Here is a 15371-nt window from a genome sequence, read left to right on the forward strand (position 1 = left end):
CTAGGAAGAGCCGTTGGGCTTGAGGGGCAGGGCCGCCCAGATGACCTTGCCCCCGCTCGCGGTGTGCTCGACGTCGCAGGCACCGCCCGCCTCCTGGGTGATCTCGCGGACCAGGAGGAGGCCGCGGCCGCCGGTCTGGCCGTGGTCGGCCACCAGGGCGGTCGGGCGGTAGGGGTGGTCGTCCTCCACGGAGACCCGCACCCACTCGGCGCCCACCGCCACCTCCACCGCGAGCATCGGCGAGAGCAGCGCCGCGTGCCGCACCGCGTTGGTGACCAGTTCGGAGACGATCAGGAGCAGGCCCTGCACGAGGTCGTCCGCCGCGGGCACGCCCTGCCGGGCGAGCAGGTCGCGTACCGCGTGCCGCGCCTGGGGCACCGAGGCGTCGACGGCGGCGGCGGTGAACCGCCACACGCCTTCGTACGGCACCTCTCCGGTCTCCCGTCCGGGCTCCCGAGGGAGTGGGCCGTGCCCCCTCCCGTCGTCGTCCATCGTCCGGTCGCCGCCCTTGCGCTCGATTGTCACCACGCATCGAGTGTTGGGAATCTCCTGGTCCGGACCGCATAACTGACCAGAAGTCAGCGACTATCGACGACATTTGATCGCTGGCGCCCGGTCGCGTCAATTGTGCGACTGTTCCTGTCCCTCTGGTTTCGCTTTCAAGCTTTCTTCGGGTTGTACGGGTTCGGCCACCATGCTCACGATCCGGCGCCCGCCCAGGCCCGTGGCGAGCAGGCCGAGGCCGTCGAAGAGCAGCGCGAGCGAGAAGAAGCAGCCGATCACGTACTGGCTGCTGCTGGGCCAGTTGGCGAGCACCAGGATGCCCAGGAGCAGTCCGAAGGCGCCCTGCACGAGCGTCCAGCCGAACTGCGGGCCGCGCACCACCAGGCTGCCGACAAGACGGAACACACCGCCGGTCAGGAACAGCAGCGCCGCGAACATGGTCAACGCCTCCGCCGCCACATCCGGCCGACGGATGATCACGACACCGGCGGCGAGGTTCAGGGCGGCCACGACCACCCCGAGCCAGAAGAAGTTCGTGCCGCGCGACTGCACCGCGTGCAGCAGGCCGACGCAGCCGCCGATCAGGAGCAGCCAGCCGAAGAGGAGCATGGAGGTCAGGGTGGCGACGCCCGTGTAGACGAGGCCCACGAGCCCCGCCACCGCGAGGATCGCGCCCATCAGGGCCAGCCAGCCGAGGCTGCGGTTGAGCTGCTTGGCGCCCTGGGCCTCCGGTGCGGCGGCCTTGGCGCTCTTGGATCGGGCCATCAGCGTCTCCGTCCTGCTTCCCCCACGGCAGAGAGTTCTCAGGTCCGCAGAGAGTTCTCGGGTCCGCCCCTCCTTGATCGTACGTTCGAGTAGTACGGATAGCATCCTGCGCATGGAGCCGCAGCTGAGGCAGGCCGTCACCCACGGCGTCGCCACCGTCGTCATCGACCATCCGGCCAAGCGCAACGCCATGACGGCGGACATGTGGCGGCAGGTGCCGCCGCTGCTCGCCGGGCTCGCGGCCGACCCGGCCGTACGCACGGTCGTGCTCACCGGCGAGGGCGCGACCTTCTGCGCGGGTGCCGACATCTCCTCGCTGCGCCAGTCGCCCGGCGAGGCGCAGGAGCTCGCGGTGCGGGCCGAGGAGGCGCTCGCCGCCTTCCCGAAGCCGACGCTCGCCGCGGTGCGCGGCTACTGCGTGGGCGGGGGGAGCCAGCTCGCGGCGGCCTGTGATCTGCGGTTCGCGGACGAGGGCGCCCTGTTCGGGATCACTCCGGCGAAGCTGGGGATCGTCTACCCGTCCTCGTCCACCCGGCGCCTGGTGTCGCTCGTGGGGCCCGCCACCGCCAAGTACCTCTTGTTCTCGGGCGAGTTGATCGACACCGAGCGCGCGTTGCGCACCGGCCTCGTGGACGAGGTGCTGCCCGCGGGTGAACTGGACAAGCGGGTCGCGGAGTTCACCAGGATCCTCGCCGCGCGCTCACAGCTGACGCAGGCGGCGGCCAAGGAGTTCGCGGCGGGACACACCGATCGGGACGCCTACTGGACCGGGCAGGCGCGCTCCGGCGGCGACACCGCCGAAGGGGTCGCCGCCTTCCTGGAGCGTCGCGAGCCGCGCTTCACGTGGACGCCCGGCGACACCGCCGCTGGCTGAAGCGGCTCCCCGTCACTGAACTACTGGCCGAAGCGGCTGCCCGCGCGGAACTTCTCGACCAGGTGCGCGGGCGCCTTCTGCGGGGACCCTGCGTCGTAGGGCGGCTGGGGGTCGTACTCCGTCAGGAGCTGCACGGTCTGGGCCTGCTCCTCGCCGGCGATCCGGCCGATGAGGGCGAGCCCCATGTCGATCCCGGAGGAGACTCCGGCCGCCGTGACGTACTTGCCGTCGAACACCACCCGCTCCCCCGTCGGCTCCACGCCGAACCTCTCCAGCTCCGCGAGCGCGAGCCAGTGCGAGGTGGCGCGGCGGCCCTTGAGCAGCCCCGCTGCGGCCAGAAGGAGGGAGCCGGTGCACACCGACGTCGTCCAGGTGCTGGTGGCGTCGGCGGAGCGCAGCCAGGCCAGGAGCGCCTCGTCCGTCATGTGGTCGCTCTGTCCTGGGCCGCCGGGGACGACGAGGACGTCGGGAGCGGGTACGTCGGCGAAGGCGCGGTCGGCCACCAGCGCGAGGGAGCCGCTGTCGTTGCGGACCGGCCCGGGGCGCTCCGCCACGAAGACGGTCTCGGCGCCGGGCATGCGGCTGAGGGTCTCGTAGGGACCGACCGCGTCCAGCGAGGTGAAGCGGTCGAACAGGGCGATGGCGATCTGCATGGGTGCTGCCTATCCGTTGAGGGCGGGTGCCGCCTGGGTGGCGAACGGGGCGTGGAAGCGGCGCCGGTACTCGGCGGGAGCGGCGCCGAGGATCTTGACGAAGGCCCGGCGCATCGCCTCCGGAGTGCCGTAGCCGCAGGCGCGCGAGACCTCCTCGACGCCGTCGGACGTGTCCTCCAGGAGGCGGCGCGCGTGCTCGACGCGCACGCGCTCGACGTACTTGCCCGGCGTCATCCCCGTCTCCGTCTGGAACGCGCGGGCGAAGTGCCGGGGCGAGAGCCGGGCGCGGGCCGCGAGCGAGTCCACGCAGAGGTTCTCGTGCGGGTGCTCGGTGATCCACTGCTGGACCTCGCGCAGGGGCTCGCGCTGAGCGGTCTGCGCGGCGAGCTGGGCGCTGAACTGCGCCTGGTTCCCCGGGCGCCGCAGGAAGACCACGAGATACCGCGCGACCATGAGCGCCTCGTCCCGGCCCAGGTCCTCCTCGACGAGGGCCAGGGCGAGGTCGATGCCGGCGGTCACGCCCGCGGAGGTCGCGACATGGCCGTCGCGGACGAAGATCGGGTCGGGTTCGACCTCGATGGCGGGGTGGTCGCGGGCGAGTTTGTCGCAGTACGCCCAGTGGGTCGTCGCCCGGCGGCCGTCCAGGAGCCCGGCCTCGGCGAACAGGATGGCGCCGGTGCAGACCGAGACCAGGCGCTGCGCGCGCGAGGCGTTCGTCCGGAGCCAGTCGATCAGGCGGGGGTCGGCCTCGCGGGTGCCGAGGCCGCCCGGGGCGAGCAGGGTGTGCGGCTCGGGGGCGTCGGCGAGGGAGGAGTCCGGTACGAGCGTGAGGCCGCTGGAGGTGCGTACGGGGGCTCCGTCCAGGGACGCGGTGCGGATGCGGTAGGCCGGCTTGCCTCCGCCGCGGACGGCCGCGGCGCCCGCGAAGACCTCCACCGGCCCCGTGACGTCGAGACTCTGGACCCCGTCGAAGAGGACGACCAGGACAGTTCGCTGCTCCATGTCCTGATTCTTGGCCCCGCGCGGGATGGCCGCAATGACGAATGGCCCACCCTTTCTGCCATCGCTGGACGCGGCGCCGGGGCGGACCGCCCGTGTGAGCGCCCCGGGCTTCACCTCATACCAACCAGTCGGTAACGTGCCTCCATGACTTCTCTCACGCCCCCCACCCCGGCCTCCGCACTGCACCCGCGCGCGGGACGTCGATGTCACAACGTGCTCAATGCGCTGCACTCGACGCACTACTTCTCGCCCGACGCGGGGCGTGAGCTGGCCGAGCTCGGCATCACCAGCCCCAGGGCCGTGAATTTCGCCGTGCGCACGGCGGCCATGGGCCCGGTCGGCGCCGGAGCGGTCACGGCGGCCTTCTACAACTACAAGCACGAACTCGTCGCCCGGCACGTGCCCGGCATCTGGCGCACCGCGTCCCCCGAGGACGTCCTCGCGGCCCGTCTGCGGGCCGTCGACACGACCCTGCGGCGCCTGCTCGGCGAGGAGGCCATCGCGTCCCCGGAGATGGCGGAGGCCGCCGAGCTCGCGCTGCGCGCCACCGAGGCCTGCTCCCGTTCCGCGCGGCCGCTGTACTCCGCCCACGCGGACCTGCCCGTTCCCGAGCAGCCGCACCTCGCGCTCTGGCACGCCGCGACGCTGCTGCGCGAGCACCGCGGCGACGGGCACCTCACGGCCCTCCAGTACGCCGAACTCGACGGCCTGGAGGCCCTGGTGAGCCACACGGCGACCGGCAAGGGCATGACGCCGAAGTGGAACTTCACCACGCGCGGCTGGAACCAGGAGGACTGGGACGCCGCCGTGCGGCGGCTCCACGACCGCGGACTGCACAACGGGGTGACCGAGTTGACGGAGGCGGGCGTCGAGCTGCGCCGGGACGTCGAGGAGGCCACGGACCGCCTGGACCGGGCGCCGTACGAGCACCTGGGCGCGGCGGCCGTCGAGCGCCTGACGGAGCTGGGGACGGTGTTCGCGGGCGCGGCCCTGGAGGCGGGGGCGTTCCCGGCGGACCTGCTCGGCAAGGAGTAGACGCGGGGACCGGCCGGGCCGGGCCGCGGCGGGCGCATGGACGGCGCCGTCCGAGGTACTCGTCCGTCTCCGGCCCCGCGCACTTCCGTGCCGGGCCGGGCGACGAAAGGGGAAATCCCGTGTTCCGAGCGATCACAGATGTCCTGCGTCAGATCGGCGCGGCGCTCGCCACCGTGGTGACGCTGCCGTTCCGCGCCGTTGCCCGGCTCTTCGGCGGTGCCTCCAGCGCCACGCGGCGATCGGGCCGCCGGTCGTCGGGACGGTCGGGGCGCCGGTCGGGGCGGGCACGCCGGGTCTGATCCCCCCGCTGTCGGCGCCACCTGCCACAATTGCCCCGCAACCCCAGTGAGAAGGCGGGAAACGTGGCACCTCTGCAGACGTCCACTCCAGCATCGATCGAAGGCAGGATCGCCGAAGAACTCGGCGTACGGGAGCGGCAGGTGAAGGCCGCCGTCGACCTGCTCGACGGCGGCTCGACGGTGCCCTTCATCGCTCGCTACCGCAAGGAAGCGACCGAGATGCTCGACGACGCGCAGCTGCGCACGCTCGAGGAGCGGCTGCGCTATCTGCGGGAGCTCGAGGAGCGGCGCGCCGCGATCCTCGAATCGGTGCGCGAGCAGGGCAAGCTCACCGACGAGCTGGAGGCGCAGATCCGCGCCGCCGCCACCAAGGCACGGCTTGAGGACATCTACCTGCCGTTCAAGCCGAAGCGGCGCACGAAGGCGCAGATCGCCCGCGAGGCAGGCCTTGAGCCGCTGGCCGACGGCCTGCTCGGTGACCCTTCGGTGGAGCCGCTCGCCGCGGCCGCGGCCTTCGTGGACGCCGACAAGGGCGTGGCCGACCCGCAGGCCGCGCTCGACGGCGCCCGGGCGATCCTCGCCGAGCGGTTCTCCGAGGACGCCGACCTGATCGGCGAGCTGCGTGAACGCATGTGGGTGCGGGGCCGTCTGGCGGCGAAGGTCCGCGACGGCAAGGAGGAGGCGGGCGCCAAGTTCGCCGACTACTTCGACTTCGGCGAGCCCTTCAAGGAGCTGCCCTCGCACCGCATCCTCGCGATGCTGCGCGGCGAGAAGGAGGACGTGCTCGACCTCGTCCTCGAACCGGAGGAGGCCACGGAGGGACCGTCCTCGTACGAGGGGATGGTCGCCCACCGCTTCGGGGTCGTCGACCGCGGCCGTCCCGGGGACAAGTGGCTGCAGGACACGGTGCGTTGGTCCTGGCGGACCCGCATCCTGGTGCACCTGGGGATCGACCTGCGCCTTCGGCTGCGCACGAGTGCCGAGGACGAGGCCGTGCGGGTCTTCGCGTCGAACCTGCGCGACCTGCTCCTCGCCGCACCGGCGGGCACGCGCGCGACGCTGGGGCTCGACCCCGGTTTCCGTACGGGCGTGAAGGTCGCCGTGGTCGACGCGACCGGCAAGGTCGTGGCCACCGACGTCATCAACCCCCATGTCCCGGCGAACAAGTGGGACCAGTCCCTTGCCACCCTCGCGAAGCTCGCCAAGGAGCACGCGGTCGACCTGATCGCGATCGGGAACGGCACGGCGTCGCGCGAGACGGACAAGCTCGCCGGTGAACTCATCACGAAGCACCCGGAGTTGAACCTCACGAAGGTGATGGTCTCCGAGGCGGGCGCCTCGGTGTACTCCGCGTCGGCCTTCGCCTCGCAGGAGCTGCCCGACATGGACGTGTCGCTGCGCGGCGCCGTGTCCATCGCCCGGCGGCTCCAGGACCCGCTCGCCGAGCTGGTGAAGATCGACCCGAAGTCCATCGGCGTCGGCCAGTACCAGCACGACCTCTCCGAGGTGAAGCTCTCGCGCTCGCTCGACGCGGTCGTCGAGGACTGTGTGAACGGCGTCGGAGTGGACGTGAACACCGCGTCCGCGCCGCTGCTCTCCCGGGTCTCCGGCATCGGGGCAGGACTCGCCGAGAACATCGTGTCGCACCGCGACACGAACGGCCCGTTCTCGTCCCGCAAGGGCCTCAAGGACGTGGCGCGCCTCGGCCCCAAGGCGTACGAACAGTGCGCGGGCTTCCTGCGCATCCGGGGCGGCGACGACCCGCTCGACGCGTCCAGCGTGCACCCCGAGGCGTATCCGGTGGTGCGCAAGATGGCGAAGAAGACGGGCGGCGAGGTCGCCTCGCTCATCGGCGACACGGCGACGCTGCGCTCGCTGCGGGCCGACGAGTTCGTGGACGAGTCCTTCGGTCTGCCCACGGTGAGCGACATCCTGAAGGAGCTGGAGAAGCCGGGGCGCGACCCGCGACCCGCGTTCAAGACGGCGACCTTCAAGGACGGCGTCGAGAAGCTCTCCGACCTCGCGTCCGGGATGGTCCTCGAGGGTGTCGTCACGAACGTGGCGGCGTTCGGTGCCTTCGTGGACATCGGCGTCCACCAGGACGGTCTCGTGCATGTCTCCGCGATGTCCAGGACGTTCGTCAAGGACCCGCGCGACGTGGTGAAGCCGGGCGACATCGTCAAGGTGAAGGTGATGGACGTCGACATCCCGCGCAAGCGGATCTCGCTGACGCTGCGCCTGGACGACGAAGCCGCGGCGGACACCACCGGAGAGCGCCCGAAGCGCGGCGGGCGTCCCCCGCAGCAGCGGCAGCAGGGCGGCGGCGGTCAGCGCCCCCAGCGCCAGGGCGGCCAGGGTCAGGGCCAGCGCAAGGAGCGGCAGGGGCCGGCGCCGGCCAATGACGCGATGGCGGACGCGCTGCGGCGGGCCGGGCTCCTGGACCCCAAGAAGCGCTGACTTCCGCGGGTGGGTGGGCGGGGAGAGCCCCGGCCACCCACCCGATTACCCCGAACCGTCAAGGCGCGGGAAGTTCCAGCACCTTGCCGTCAGTCACTTCCAGCCGCCTCGTCACCCGGACCGCGTCCAGCATCCTGCGGTCGTGCGTCACCAGGAGCAGCGTGCCCTCGTACGCTTCGAGCGCCGACTCCAGCTGCTCGATCGCCGGCAGGTCGAGGTGGTTCGTCGGCTCGTCGAGGACCAGGAGGTTGACGCCCCGGCCCTGAAGGAGCGCGAGCCCCGCCCGGGTGCGCTCTCCCGGCGAGAGGGTCGCCGCGGGGCGCAGGACGTGGGCGGCCTTCAGGCCGAACTTGGCGAGCAGCGTGCGCACTTCGGCCGGTTCGGTGTCGGGCACGGCCGCGCAGAACGCGTCCAGGAGCGACTCCGGGCCGTGGAAGAGCGCGCGGGCCTGGTCCACCTCACCGACGAGCACCCCCGAGCCGAGCGTCGCGTGGCCCGCGTCGGTGGGGATGCGGGTCAGCAGGGCGCCGAGCAGCGTCGACTTTCCCGCGCCGTTCGCGCCGGTGATCGCAACGCGGTCCGCCCAGTCGATCTGCAGCGTCACGGGGCCCAGCGTGAAGTGGCCGCGGTGCACCTCCGCGTCGCGCAGGGTGGCGACGACGCTGCCGGAGCGCGGCGCCGACGCGATCTCCATCTGCAGCTCCCACTCCTTGCGGGGCTCCTCCACGACGTCGAGCCGCTCGATCATGCGCTGCGTCTGGCGGGCCTTCGACGCCTGCTTCTCGCTGGCCTCGCTGCGGAAGTTGCGGCCGATCTTGTCGTTGTCGCCCGCCTTGCGCCGGGCGTTCTTGACGCCCTTGTCCATCCAGCCCCGCTGCATCTGGGCGCGGCCCTCCAGGGCGGACTTCTTGTCGGCGTACTCCTCGAAATCGTCGCGGGCGTGGCGGCGCGCGACCTCGCGCTCCTCCAGATAGGCCTCGTAGCCGCCGCCGTAGAGGTTGATCTGCTGCTGGGCGAGGTCGAGTTCGAGAACCTTGGTGACCGTGCGGGTGAGGAACTCGCGGTCGTGGCTGACGACCACCGTGCCCGCGCGCAGCCCGCGTACGAAGCTCTCCAGGCGGTCGAGGCCCGCCAGGTCGAGGTCGTTGGTCGGCTCGTCCAGGAGGAAGACGTCGTAGCGGGAGAGGAGGAGCGAGGCGAGGCCCGCGCGGGCGGCCTGGCCGCCGGAGAGGGAGGTCATGGGCTGGTCGAGGCCGACGTCGAGCCCGAGGGAGGCGGCGACCTCCTCGGCCCGCTCGTCCAGGTCGGCGCCGCCCAGCGCGAGCCAGCGCTCCAGGCTCAGTGCGTACGCGTCGTCCGCGCCGGGGGTTCCGTCGACCAGGCCCTGGGTGGCCTCGTCCATGGTCCGCTGGGCCTCGTCGACGCCGGTGCGGCGGGCCAGGAAGCTGCGGATGGACTCGCCGGGGCGGCGCTCGGGCTCCTGCGGGAGGTGGCCGACGGACGCGCTGGGCGGGGAGAGGCGCAGTTCGCCGGTCTCCGGGGTGTCCAGGCCCGCGAGGAGGCGGAGCAGGGTCGACTTGCCGGCGCCGTTGGCGCCGACCAGGCCGATGACGTCGCCGGGGGCGACGACCAGCTCCAGGGCGGAGAAGAGGGAGCGGTCGCCGTGGCCGGCGGCGAGATTCTTGGCGACGAGGGTTGCGGTCATCAGGGGGTCGAGTTTAGGCCAGGCCCGAGCCCTCTCCCCCGGCAGCACGGCGCGGCCGTCACGAGAGGTGCAGGCCGCTCAGCTTGTCGGGGTTGAACTGGAACCGCATGTTGTGGATCAGGCCGTCCGCGATGTCGTAGGTCAGGCACCCTCCGACGTAGTCGCCCAGCTTGAACAGGACGCTCAGTTCGCCGTTGACCGTGGCGGGCTCCAGGGTGACGCCGGTCAGCGCGGGCTTGGCGAGGACGCCGAGGAACCAGCGCGCCACATGGTCCGTGCCGTACAGCGGGCGGCGGGCCGCCGTGACCTTGCCGCCGCCGTCGGACCAGGCGGTGACATCGGGGGCGAGGAGTTCCATGACGGCGTTCAGGTCGCCTCCCGAGCAGGCCGAGAGGAAGCGTGCGGTGACCTGGCGGCGCTGGCCGGCATCGGTGTCGAAGCGGGGGCGGCGCGCCTGGACGTGGGCGCGGGCCCGGCGGGCGATCTGCCGGACGGTGGCCTCGGGGCGCTCCACCGTCTCGGCGATCTCCGCGTGGGAGTAGCCGAAGACCTCGCGGAGCAGGAAGACGGCGCGCTCCACCGGGCTCAGGGATTCGAGGACGACCAGCATGGCCGTGGAGACGGTGTCGGCCATCTCGCTCTCCTCGGCTATGTCGGGTGAGGTCAGCAGGGGTTCGGGGAGCCACGGTCCGATGTACGTCTCGCGGGTGGCCCGCGCCGATGTGAGGCGGTTCAAGGAGAGGTTGGTGACCGTGCGCACGAGGTAGGCCTTGGGGTGGCGTACCGCGTCGCGGTCCGCCGCGCTCCAGGTCAGCCACGCGTCCTGCAGGACGTCCTCGGCGTCGGCGACGCTGCCCAGCATCCGGTAGGCGGTGGAGTGCAGCAGTCGCCGGTGCTCGAGGAACGGGTCAAGTGCGGGCGTGGCGTCGGTCATCGGGGCATGCTCCCAGCGTGGCGAACAGGGCGACAAGGCGTACGCGGCCCGCACCGGACCCCTTCACTTGCGGAGCCGGGCCGCCCGTATCGCGGTGACCACGATCCAGAGGATCGCCGTGAACCGGCCGAGCGGCAGGAGCGGCATGACCGACTCGCTCACGAAGGTGAGGACCGACAGGAGCGCGAGGCCCGCCGACACGAGTCCGAGGACCGTGGTCCAGCGGGGAGCCGACGTACGCAGCGCCAGTGCGCTCACGCCGACGAGGATCCCCAGGAACGGGACGTGGGCGGGGCCTCCGGCCATGAAGGTGAGGTGATGCAGGCTGTGCAGGGTGTCGCCGCTCGCGTCGAGGACCGGGATGGCGAGGCCGGTCAGCGCGCAGACCGCCAGGCCGGCCGCGGCGCACAGGCCGCTGGCCCGCGCGAGGCCGCCGCCCGCCCTCCTGGTCAGCGCGAGGACGAACGCCGCCAGGGGCACGGCCGACAGGAGCTGCAGGACGCTCATGCCGACGACGACACCTCCGTTGTCGGCGAAGTACGCCTCCGCCACCTTGTCCGCGTCGAACGGCGAGGGGTAGGTGGAGCTTCCTGCCAGGCCGGAGAAGACCAGACTGGCGACGAACAGGACGGCGAAGCTGATTCCGGTGAGGGCCTGGCGGCTCGAGGCGCGTGTCGCTGCCGCGGCGGCCGGTGTGGGTGAGACGACTGCAGTCATCTGGAGACCTCCTTGACGGTGATGGGGTGTTGGTGATGTGCGGTGCCGCGTCGCCCTCATGAGGCGCGATGTTTCACAGAGGGCACCTCGTGCTCCGTGGCGCGGCGCACGGGCTCCCAGCCGAGTTCGCGTACGGCCTTGGCGTGCGAGGCGCGGAGCGTGGTGTCGGCCATCAGGACACCGAGGTACGGGACCATCCGGCGCAGCAGCCAGGACGGGAGCCGCAGCGCGCGACCGCCGCGGGCCGCAGCGGTGGCGGCGGCGACCTCGCCCCAGCTCGCGGAACGGTCCTCGGCGACCGTGTACGCCTGTCCGCCGCGCCCCCGCTCCAGCGCGGCCACGGTGGCGGCCGCCGCGTCGGCGACGTGGATCCAGGGGACCGAGCCACCTCCGTTGCGGGGGACGGGAGTCGACCGGCTGCCGGGGGTGGGGTCGAACCACGTGCCGGGGCCGTGGAAGACCCCGTAGCGCAGCGCGATCCCGTCCAGGTGACCGGCACCGAGAACCTGACCCTCGGTGGAGCGGAGCCCGTCGATGATGAAGTCGGCGACGTTGCCGTGCTTCACACCGAAGTCGTCGTCCTCGGTGAACGTCCGCGAGCCGTGGTCGGCGTAGCCGTGGCCGAGGACCATCGACTGGGTGAGGAACCTGCGCGCACCGATGGCCTCGGCGGCCTCCAGGAGGTGGGTGGTACCGCGGGTGCGCAGCAGGTTGCTGGGGTCACGCGCGTCGAGCGTGCGCCTTGGTCTCCTCAGCGAGGTCAGCTGGTGGATGACCGCGTCCGCCCTCAACCCCGCCACCGCGCGCAGGAGTTCGTCGCGGTCCAGGGCGTCGGCCCGGACGGGTTCGGCGCCGAGTCCGCGTACGGCGGATGCGGACTCCTCGCTGCGGGACAGGGCGAGCACCTGGTGGCCCGAGGCGATCAGCGCGCGGGTCAGGGGGCGGCCGATCGCGCCGGTGGCTCCGGCGAGCAGGACCTTCATCGGGCGCTCCTCTCGGCGCGGGTCGCGCGGCCGCCCTTGGACAGGGAGGCGGAGACAAAGACGCGCTTGCTGAGGCGGTACATCTTCAGCGGGCTGCCGCTGATCGCCTCCTTGTAGGCGACGGCCGCCCTGCCGCCGATGAACCAGCGGCGCGGGGTGTCGTCGGCGTGGGTGAACTGGATGACGGCGTCCCGGCGGCCGAGGCTGACGGGCTGGTGGAAGTAGCCGAAGCGGAACGGCTTGACGCTCTTGCCGCGCAGCCGCCTCGCCAGGGCGTCGGCGGTGTACGCGGCGACGGGCAGGCCGCTCTGGCAGGTGCCGTGGACCGGCCCCCAGGCCTGCCGGACGGCGGCGGCGTCGCCGATCGCGTGGATCTGCGGGTGCGAGGTCGAGCGGAGGGTGGCGTCGACCAGGACCAGGCCGCGCTCGTCGACGGCGATGCCCGCGTCAGCGGCCAGGGCCGGGACCCGTACGCCGGTGGTCCACAGGCAGGCATCGGCGGCGACGAGTGCGCCGTCGGCCAACTCGACGCCGCCGGGCAGGACTTTACTGATGGTGGAGCCGACGCGCAGGGTGATGCCGAGGCGCTCGAACGCCGCGTAGAGGTGGGCGCGTGCCTTCGTGTTCATCAGGGGGCCGGGTTCGCTCCGGCTGATCAGCGTGACCCGGAGGCCGGGGTGGCTCTCGGCGATCTCGGTGGCGGCCTCGACGCCGGTGAGCCCGCCGCCGCAGACGTTCAGCGTGCCGCCGGTGCGGGCCAGCTCCGCGAGCCGCTGCGCGAAGTGGCGTGCGGCGAGCGGGCTGTTCAGGGTGTGGGCGTGCTCCTCGGCTCCGGGAACCGTACTCGTGTCGGTGGAGCTGCCGAGGGCGTACACCAGGCTGTCGTAGGCGAGCACGGCAGGACCGTCCGGCGTGTCGACCGCCACCGTCCGGTGCTCGGTGTCGATGGCCGCCGCCGTGCCGCGCACGAACACGACGCCCGTCCCGTCGAGGAGTTCGGGGATCTGATGGTCCGCCAGCTCCTGTCCCGCGACGACCTGATGCATCCGCAGCCGCTCGGTGAACCGGGGCGTGGGGTTCACCAGCGTGACGCGCGCGCCGGTCCGCCGGGTGCGGCGCGCCAGGCGGATCGCACACAGCAGGCCGGTGTAGCCGGCGCCCAGGACGACGATCCGGTGCTCGCTCTTCATCTGCAACTCCCGCGCTCGTGCCCCGTTCCGGGGGCGTCGTGTCGGTGACGCCCATGGGACAGACACGTCCGCCCTGGCGTGACAGGTCGCGAGTGTGAGCCACATCACAGGGTCGGTCGGGGAGTGCCGTGCTGCTGCATTGCCGGGCTGCTGCGGGTCGGCGGGCGCGGAGTGGAGGGCTACCTCACTATCGGCGCCACCAGGACACTGTCCGTCGTCCGTGCCACCACGAACGACTCCCCCTTGGTCGCCTTCTCGTCCAGCGCGACACGGTGCTCCCCGGGCTCCAGAACACCGTCGAAGACCTCGTGGACCTGGGTGCGGGAGAGCCGGTCGAGACGGTACGCGATGAGCCGGATCCGGCAGGTCGAGGTGATCTCGACGTCCGCCGAGCCGTCCGCCGCCGCGAGCCGCGTCAGGCGGCGCTGCTCCAACGGGCTGCGGTCCAGGGCGTGTTCTATCTGCGCGACCAGGAGCGGGATGATCGAGGCAAGACCGTCGACGTACGCCACCTGGACCCCCGCGCCCTCGAACGCCGCGCGCACCGCGTCACGCGTCGCCGCGGGGACGGCCCGCCCGAAGGCCACCGCCCCGTACGTCCGCAGCTCGTCCGGCGGTACACCCGCCGCGTCCGCCGCGATCTCGGCGCCGACACCGATCGTGCGCAGCGCCGCCGCGAGCTTGGCGAGCACGGCGACACGGGCGCCGATCAGGAGCACCCTGCGCCGCGCCGCCGGTTCGCCGCGGTCGAGCAACTGGCCGAGCGCGTCGCGGTATTCGGCGCCGTCGAAGCGGAAGGGCCCTATGCCGTGGTAGCCGTTGAGTTCCAGGTCGGCACGCTCGGCCGTCTGCCAGGCGAAGTCCCGCCAGACGTAGGCATCGGTGCCGTCCGAGGCCCGCTCGATGACCGCCGTGACCGCCCCGCACTCCAGGCCTTCGCACTCGGGACAGCCGTAGATGACGTGACGGTCGTCGTGCAGGGGCGCCTCCGTCTCCAGGAGGAGTCCGCGTACATGGTGGGTGAAGATCGCGGGTGGTACGTCGGAGGCCAGTGGGGAGACGGCGTCGAGGTCGGAGAGCTGGAACAGCAGCGGGCGCCCGTTCACGATGAAGTCGACGAAATCGCGGTGGACTTGATACTCGCCGTTGGCGAGGACTCCACCGGCGCGCATGGCCGGTGCCAGACCGAAGGTCGCGTACTCGGCAGACATGGTGTGAGTATCCCCATCTGGGAGGTGATGTGAGCACGGCATGACGCATTCCGCTACGTTCCTGGGATGGACGGGACGCATGACAGCGATGTGATCGTGGTGGGCAGTGGTGTCGTCGGCCTGACGACCGCGGTGCTTCTGGCCGAGCGCGGGCGCCGGGTGCGCGTGTGGGCGCGGGAGCCCGCCGAGCGGACGACCTCGGCCGTCGCGGGTGCGCTGTGGTGGCCCTATCGCATCGAACCGGCGGCCCTGGTCGGCGACTGGTCGCTCCAATCCCTGCTCGTGTACGCGGAGTTGGCGGAGCGGGCGGCACAGACCGGCGTACGCATGGTCGATGGCGTACAAGGCGAGACCCGGCTGGACGACCTCGGCCCGTGGGCCGCCCGGGTGCCGGGGCTGCGGCCCACGACTCCGGACGAGTACGCCGGTCCCGGCGTGCGGGCGCGGGTACCGCTGATCGACATGCCGGTCCATCTGAGGTGGCTGCGCGAGCGCCTCGCGCGGGCGGGCGGAACGGTGGAGGCGCGCACCGCCGGGAGCCTCGACGAGCCGCTGGCCGAGGCCCCCTGCGTGGTCAACTGCTCGGGGATCGGGGCGCGCGACCTCGTACCCGACCGTTCGGTGCGGCCGGTGCGGGGCCAGCTGGTGATCGTGGAGAACCCGGGCGTGCGGACCTGGTTCGCGTCCGCCGACGACACCGGGCAGAACTCCACCTACTTCTTCCCGCAGCCGGACCGGCTGGTCCTCGGCGGCACGGCGCAGGAGGACGACTGGTCGCTCGATCCCGATCCGGCGGTGGCCGCGGCGATCGTGGAGCGGTGCGCCGCCGTGCGGCCCGAGATCGCGAAGGCGCGGGTGCTCGACCACCGGGTGGGGCTGCGGCCCGTCCGCCCCGCGGTGCGGATCGAGCGCGAACACCCCGCGGCAGGCGGGGTGTTGGTGCACAACTACGGCCACGGCGGCGCCGGGGTCACCGTGGCCTGGGGATGCGCGCGGGAGGCGGCGCGCTTCGCGGACGAAGCGGCCGCCTCCTGAAACGATG

Annotated in this window: 14 protein-coding genes and 1 pseudogene; 5 read left to right on the plus strand and 10 right to left on the minus strand. The window is 72.3% G+C overall.

Features of this window, described 5'->3' with window-relative positions; translation table 11 throughout:
* Positions 1-492 (minus strand): ATP-binding protein, encoded by a 492-nt coding sequence (locus tag ABZ833_RS09970; protein WP_361044752.1) that lies wholly within the window; start codon positions 490-492, stop codon positions 1-3.
* Positions 493-621: 129 nt separating this feature from the next.
* Positions 622-1269 (minus strand): DUF308 domain-containing protein, encoded by a 648-nt coding sequence (locus ABZ833_RS09975; protein WP_249586477.1) that lies wholly within the window; start codon positions 1267-1269, stop codon positions 622-624.
* A 112-nt stretch (positions 1270-1381) separates the two neighbouring features.
* Between ABZ833_RS09975 and ABZ833_RS09980 the strand changes: the two genes are divergently transcribed.
* Positions 1382-2143: an enoyl-CoA hydratase-related protein gene (locus ABZ833_RS09980; protein ID WP_361043620.1), complete on the plus strand. Its 762-nt coding sequence runs from the start codon at positions 1382-1384 to the stop codon at positions 2141-2143.
* Between the two features lie 20 nt (positions 2144-2163).
* On the opposite strand, the gene ABZ833_RS09985 is transcribed toward ABZ833_RS09980, so the two are convergent.
* Both ABZ833_RS09985 and ABZ833_RS09990 read right to left on the minus strand, forming a co-directional pair.
* Complete coding sequence (locus ABZ833_RS09985; RefSeq protein ID WP_361043622.1) at positions 2164-2796, minus strand: DJ-1/PfpI family protein; 633 nt, start codon at positions 2794-2796, stop codon at positions 2164-2166.
* 9 nt (positions 2797-2805) lie between these two features.
* On the minus strand, positions 2806-3798 hold the full coding sequence (locus ABZ833_RS09990; RefSeq protein ID WP_361043625.1) for a GlxA family transcriptional regulator: 993 nt from the start codon (positions 3796-3798) through the stop codon (positions 2806-2808).
* Positions 3799-3942: 144 nt separating this feature from the next.
* On the opposite strand from ABZ833_RS09990, the gene ABZ833_RS09995 reads away from it, so the two are divergent.
* The 3 genes and pseudogenes from ABZ833_RS09995 to ABZ833_RS10005 all read left to right on the plus strand — a co-directional run bounded on the left by ABZ833_RS09995 (position 3943) and on the right by ABZ833_RS10005 (position 7589).
* Positions 3943-4833, plus strand: coding sequence for a hypothetical protein (locus ABZ833_RS09995; protein ID WP_361043628.1), 891 nt, complete (start codon positions 3943-3945; stop codon positions 4831-4833).
* Positions 4834-4952: 119 nt separating this feature from the next.
* Positions 4953-5075: pseudogene (locus ABZ833_RS10000) on the plus strand (LPFR motif small protein); the annotation flags it as partial.
* Between the two features lie 120 nt (positions 5076-5195).
* The gene (locus tag ABZ833_RS10005) at positions 5196-7589 is read left to right on the plus strand and encodes a Tex family protein (protein WP_361043631.1); all 2394 of its coding nucleotides are present in this window, start codon (positions 5196-5198) and stop codon (positions 7587-7589) included.
* Between the two features lie 58 nt (positions 7590-7647).
* On the opposite strand, the gene ABZ833_RS10010 is transcribed toward ABZ833_RS10005, so the two are convergent.
* From ABZ833_RS10010 to ABZ833_RS10035, 6 genes are all read right to left on the minus strand, one after another.
* Complete coding sequence (locus ABZ833_RS10010; RefSeq protein WP_361043633.1) at positions 7648-9294, minus strand: ABC-F family ATP-binding cassette domain-containing protein; 1647 nt, start codon at positions 9292-9294, stop codon at positions 7648-7650.
* Between the two features lie 58 nt (positions 9295-9352).
* Entirely contained in the window at positions 9353-10228 is an 876-nt protein-coding gene (locus ABZ833_RS10015; RefSeq protein WP_361043636.1) for an RNA polymerase sigma-70 factor, read from the minus strand.
* A gap of 63 nt (positions 10229-10291) precedes the next feature.
* Positions 10292-10945 (minus strand): hypothetical protein, encoded by a 654-nt coding sequence (locus ABZ833_RS10020; protein WP_361043639.1) that lies wholly within the window; start codon positions 10943-10945, stop codon positions 10292-10294.
* 56 nt (positions 10946-11001) lie between these two features.
* On the minus strand, positions 11002-11928 hold the full coding sequence (locus ABZ833_RS10025; RefSeq protein ID WP_361043642.1) for an NAD(P)-dependent oxidoreductase: 927 nt from the start codon (positions 11926-11928) through the stop codon (positions 11002-11004).
* On the minus strand, positions 11925-13118 hold the full coding sequence (locus ABZ833_RS10030) for an FAD-dependent oxidoreductase (RefSeq protein ID WP_361043645.1): 1194 nt from the start codon (positions 13116-13118) through the stop codon (positions 11925-11927). The genes ABZ833_RS10025 and ABZ833_RS10030 overlap by 4 nt, the downstream gene beginning before the upstream one ends.
* 179 nt (positions 13119-13297) lie before the next feature.
* Positions 13298-14329 carry an oxidoreductase gene (locus ABZ833_RS10035; RefSeq protein ID WP_361043648.1) on the minus strand — a complete coding sequence of 344 codons (1032 nt, stop codon included), beginning with the start codon at positions 14327-14329 and terminating at the stop codon, positions 13298-13300.
* Positions 14330-14395: 66 nt separating this feature from the next.
* Here ABZ833_RS10035 and ABZ833_RS10040 point away from each other — a divergent pair, with 66 nt between their 5' ends.
* Positions 14396-15364 (plus strand): FAD-dependent oxidoreductase, encoded by a 969-nt coding sequence (locus ABZ833_RS10040; protein WP_361043651.1) that lies wholly within the window; start codon positions 14396-14398, stop codon positions 15362-15364.
* Positions 15365-15371 lie beyond the last annotated feature (7 nt).

Source organism: Streptomyces sp. NPDC047525, assembly GCF_040643025.1.
Taxonomy (GTDB): Bacteria; Actinomycetota; Actinomycetes; order Streptomycetales; family Streptomycetaceae; genus Streptomyces; species Streptomyces durmitorensis.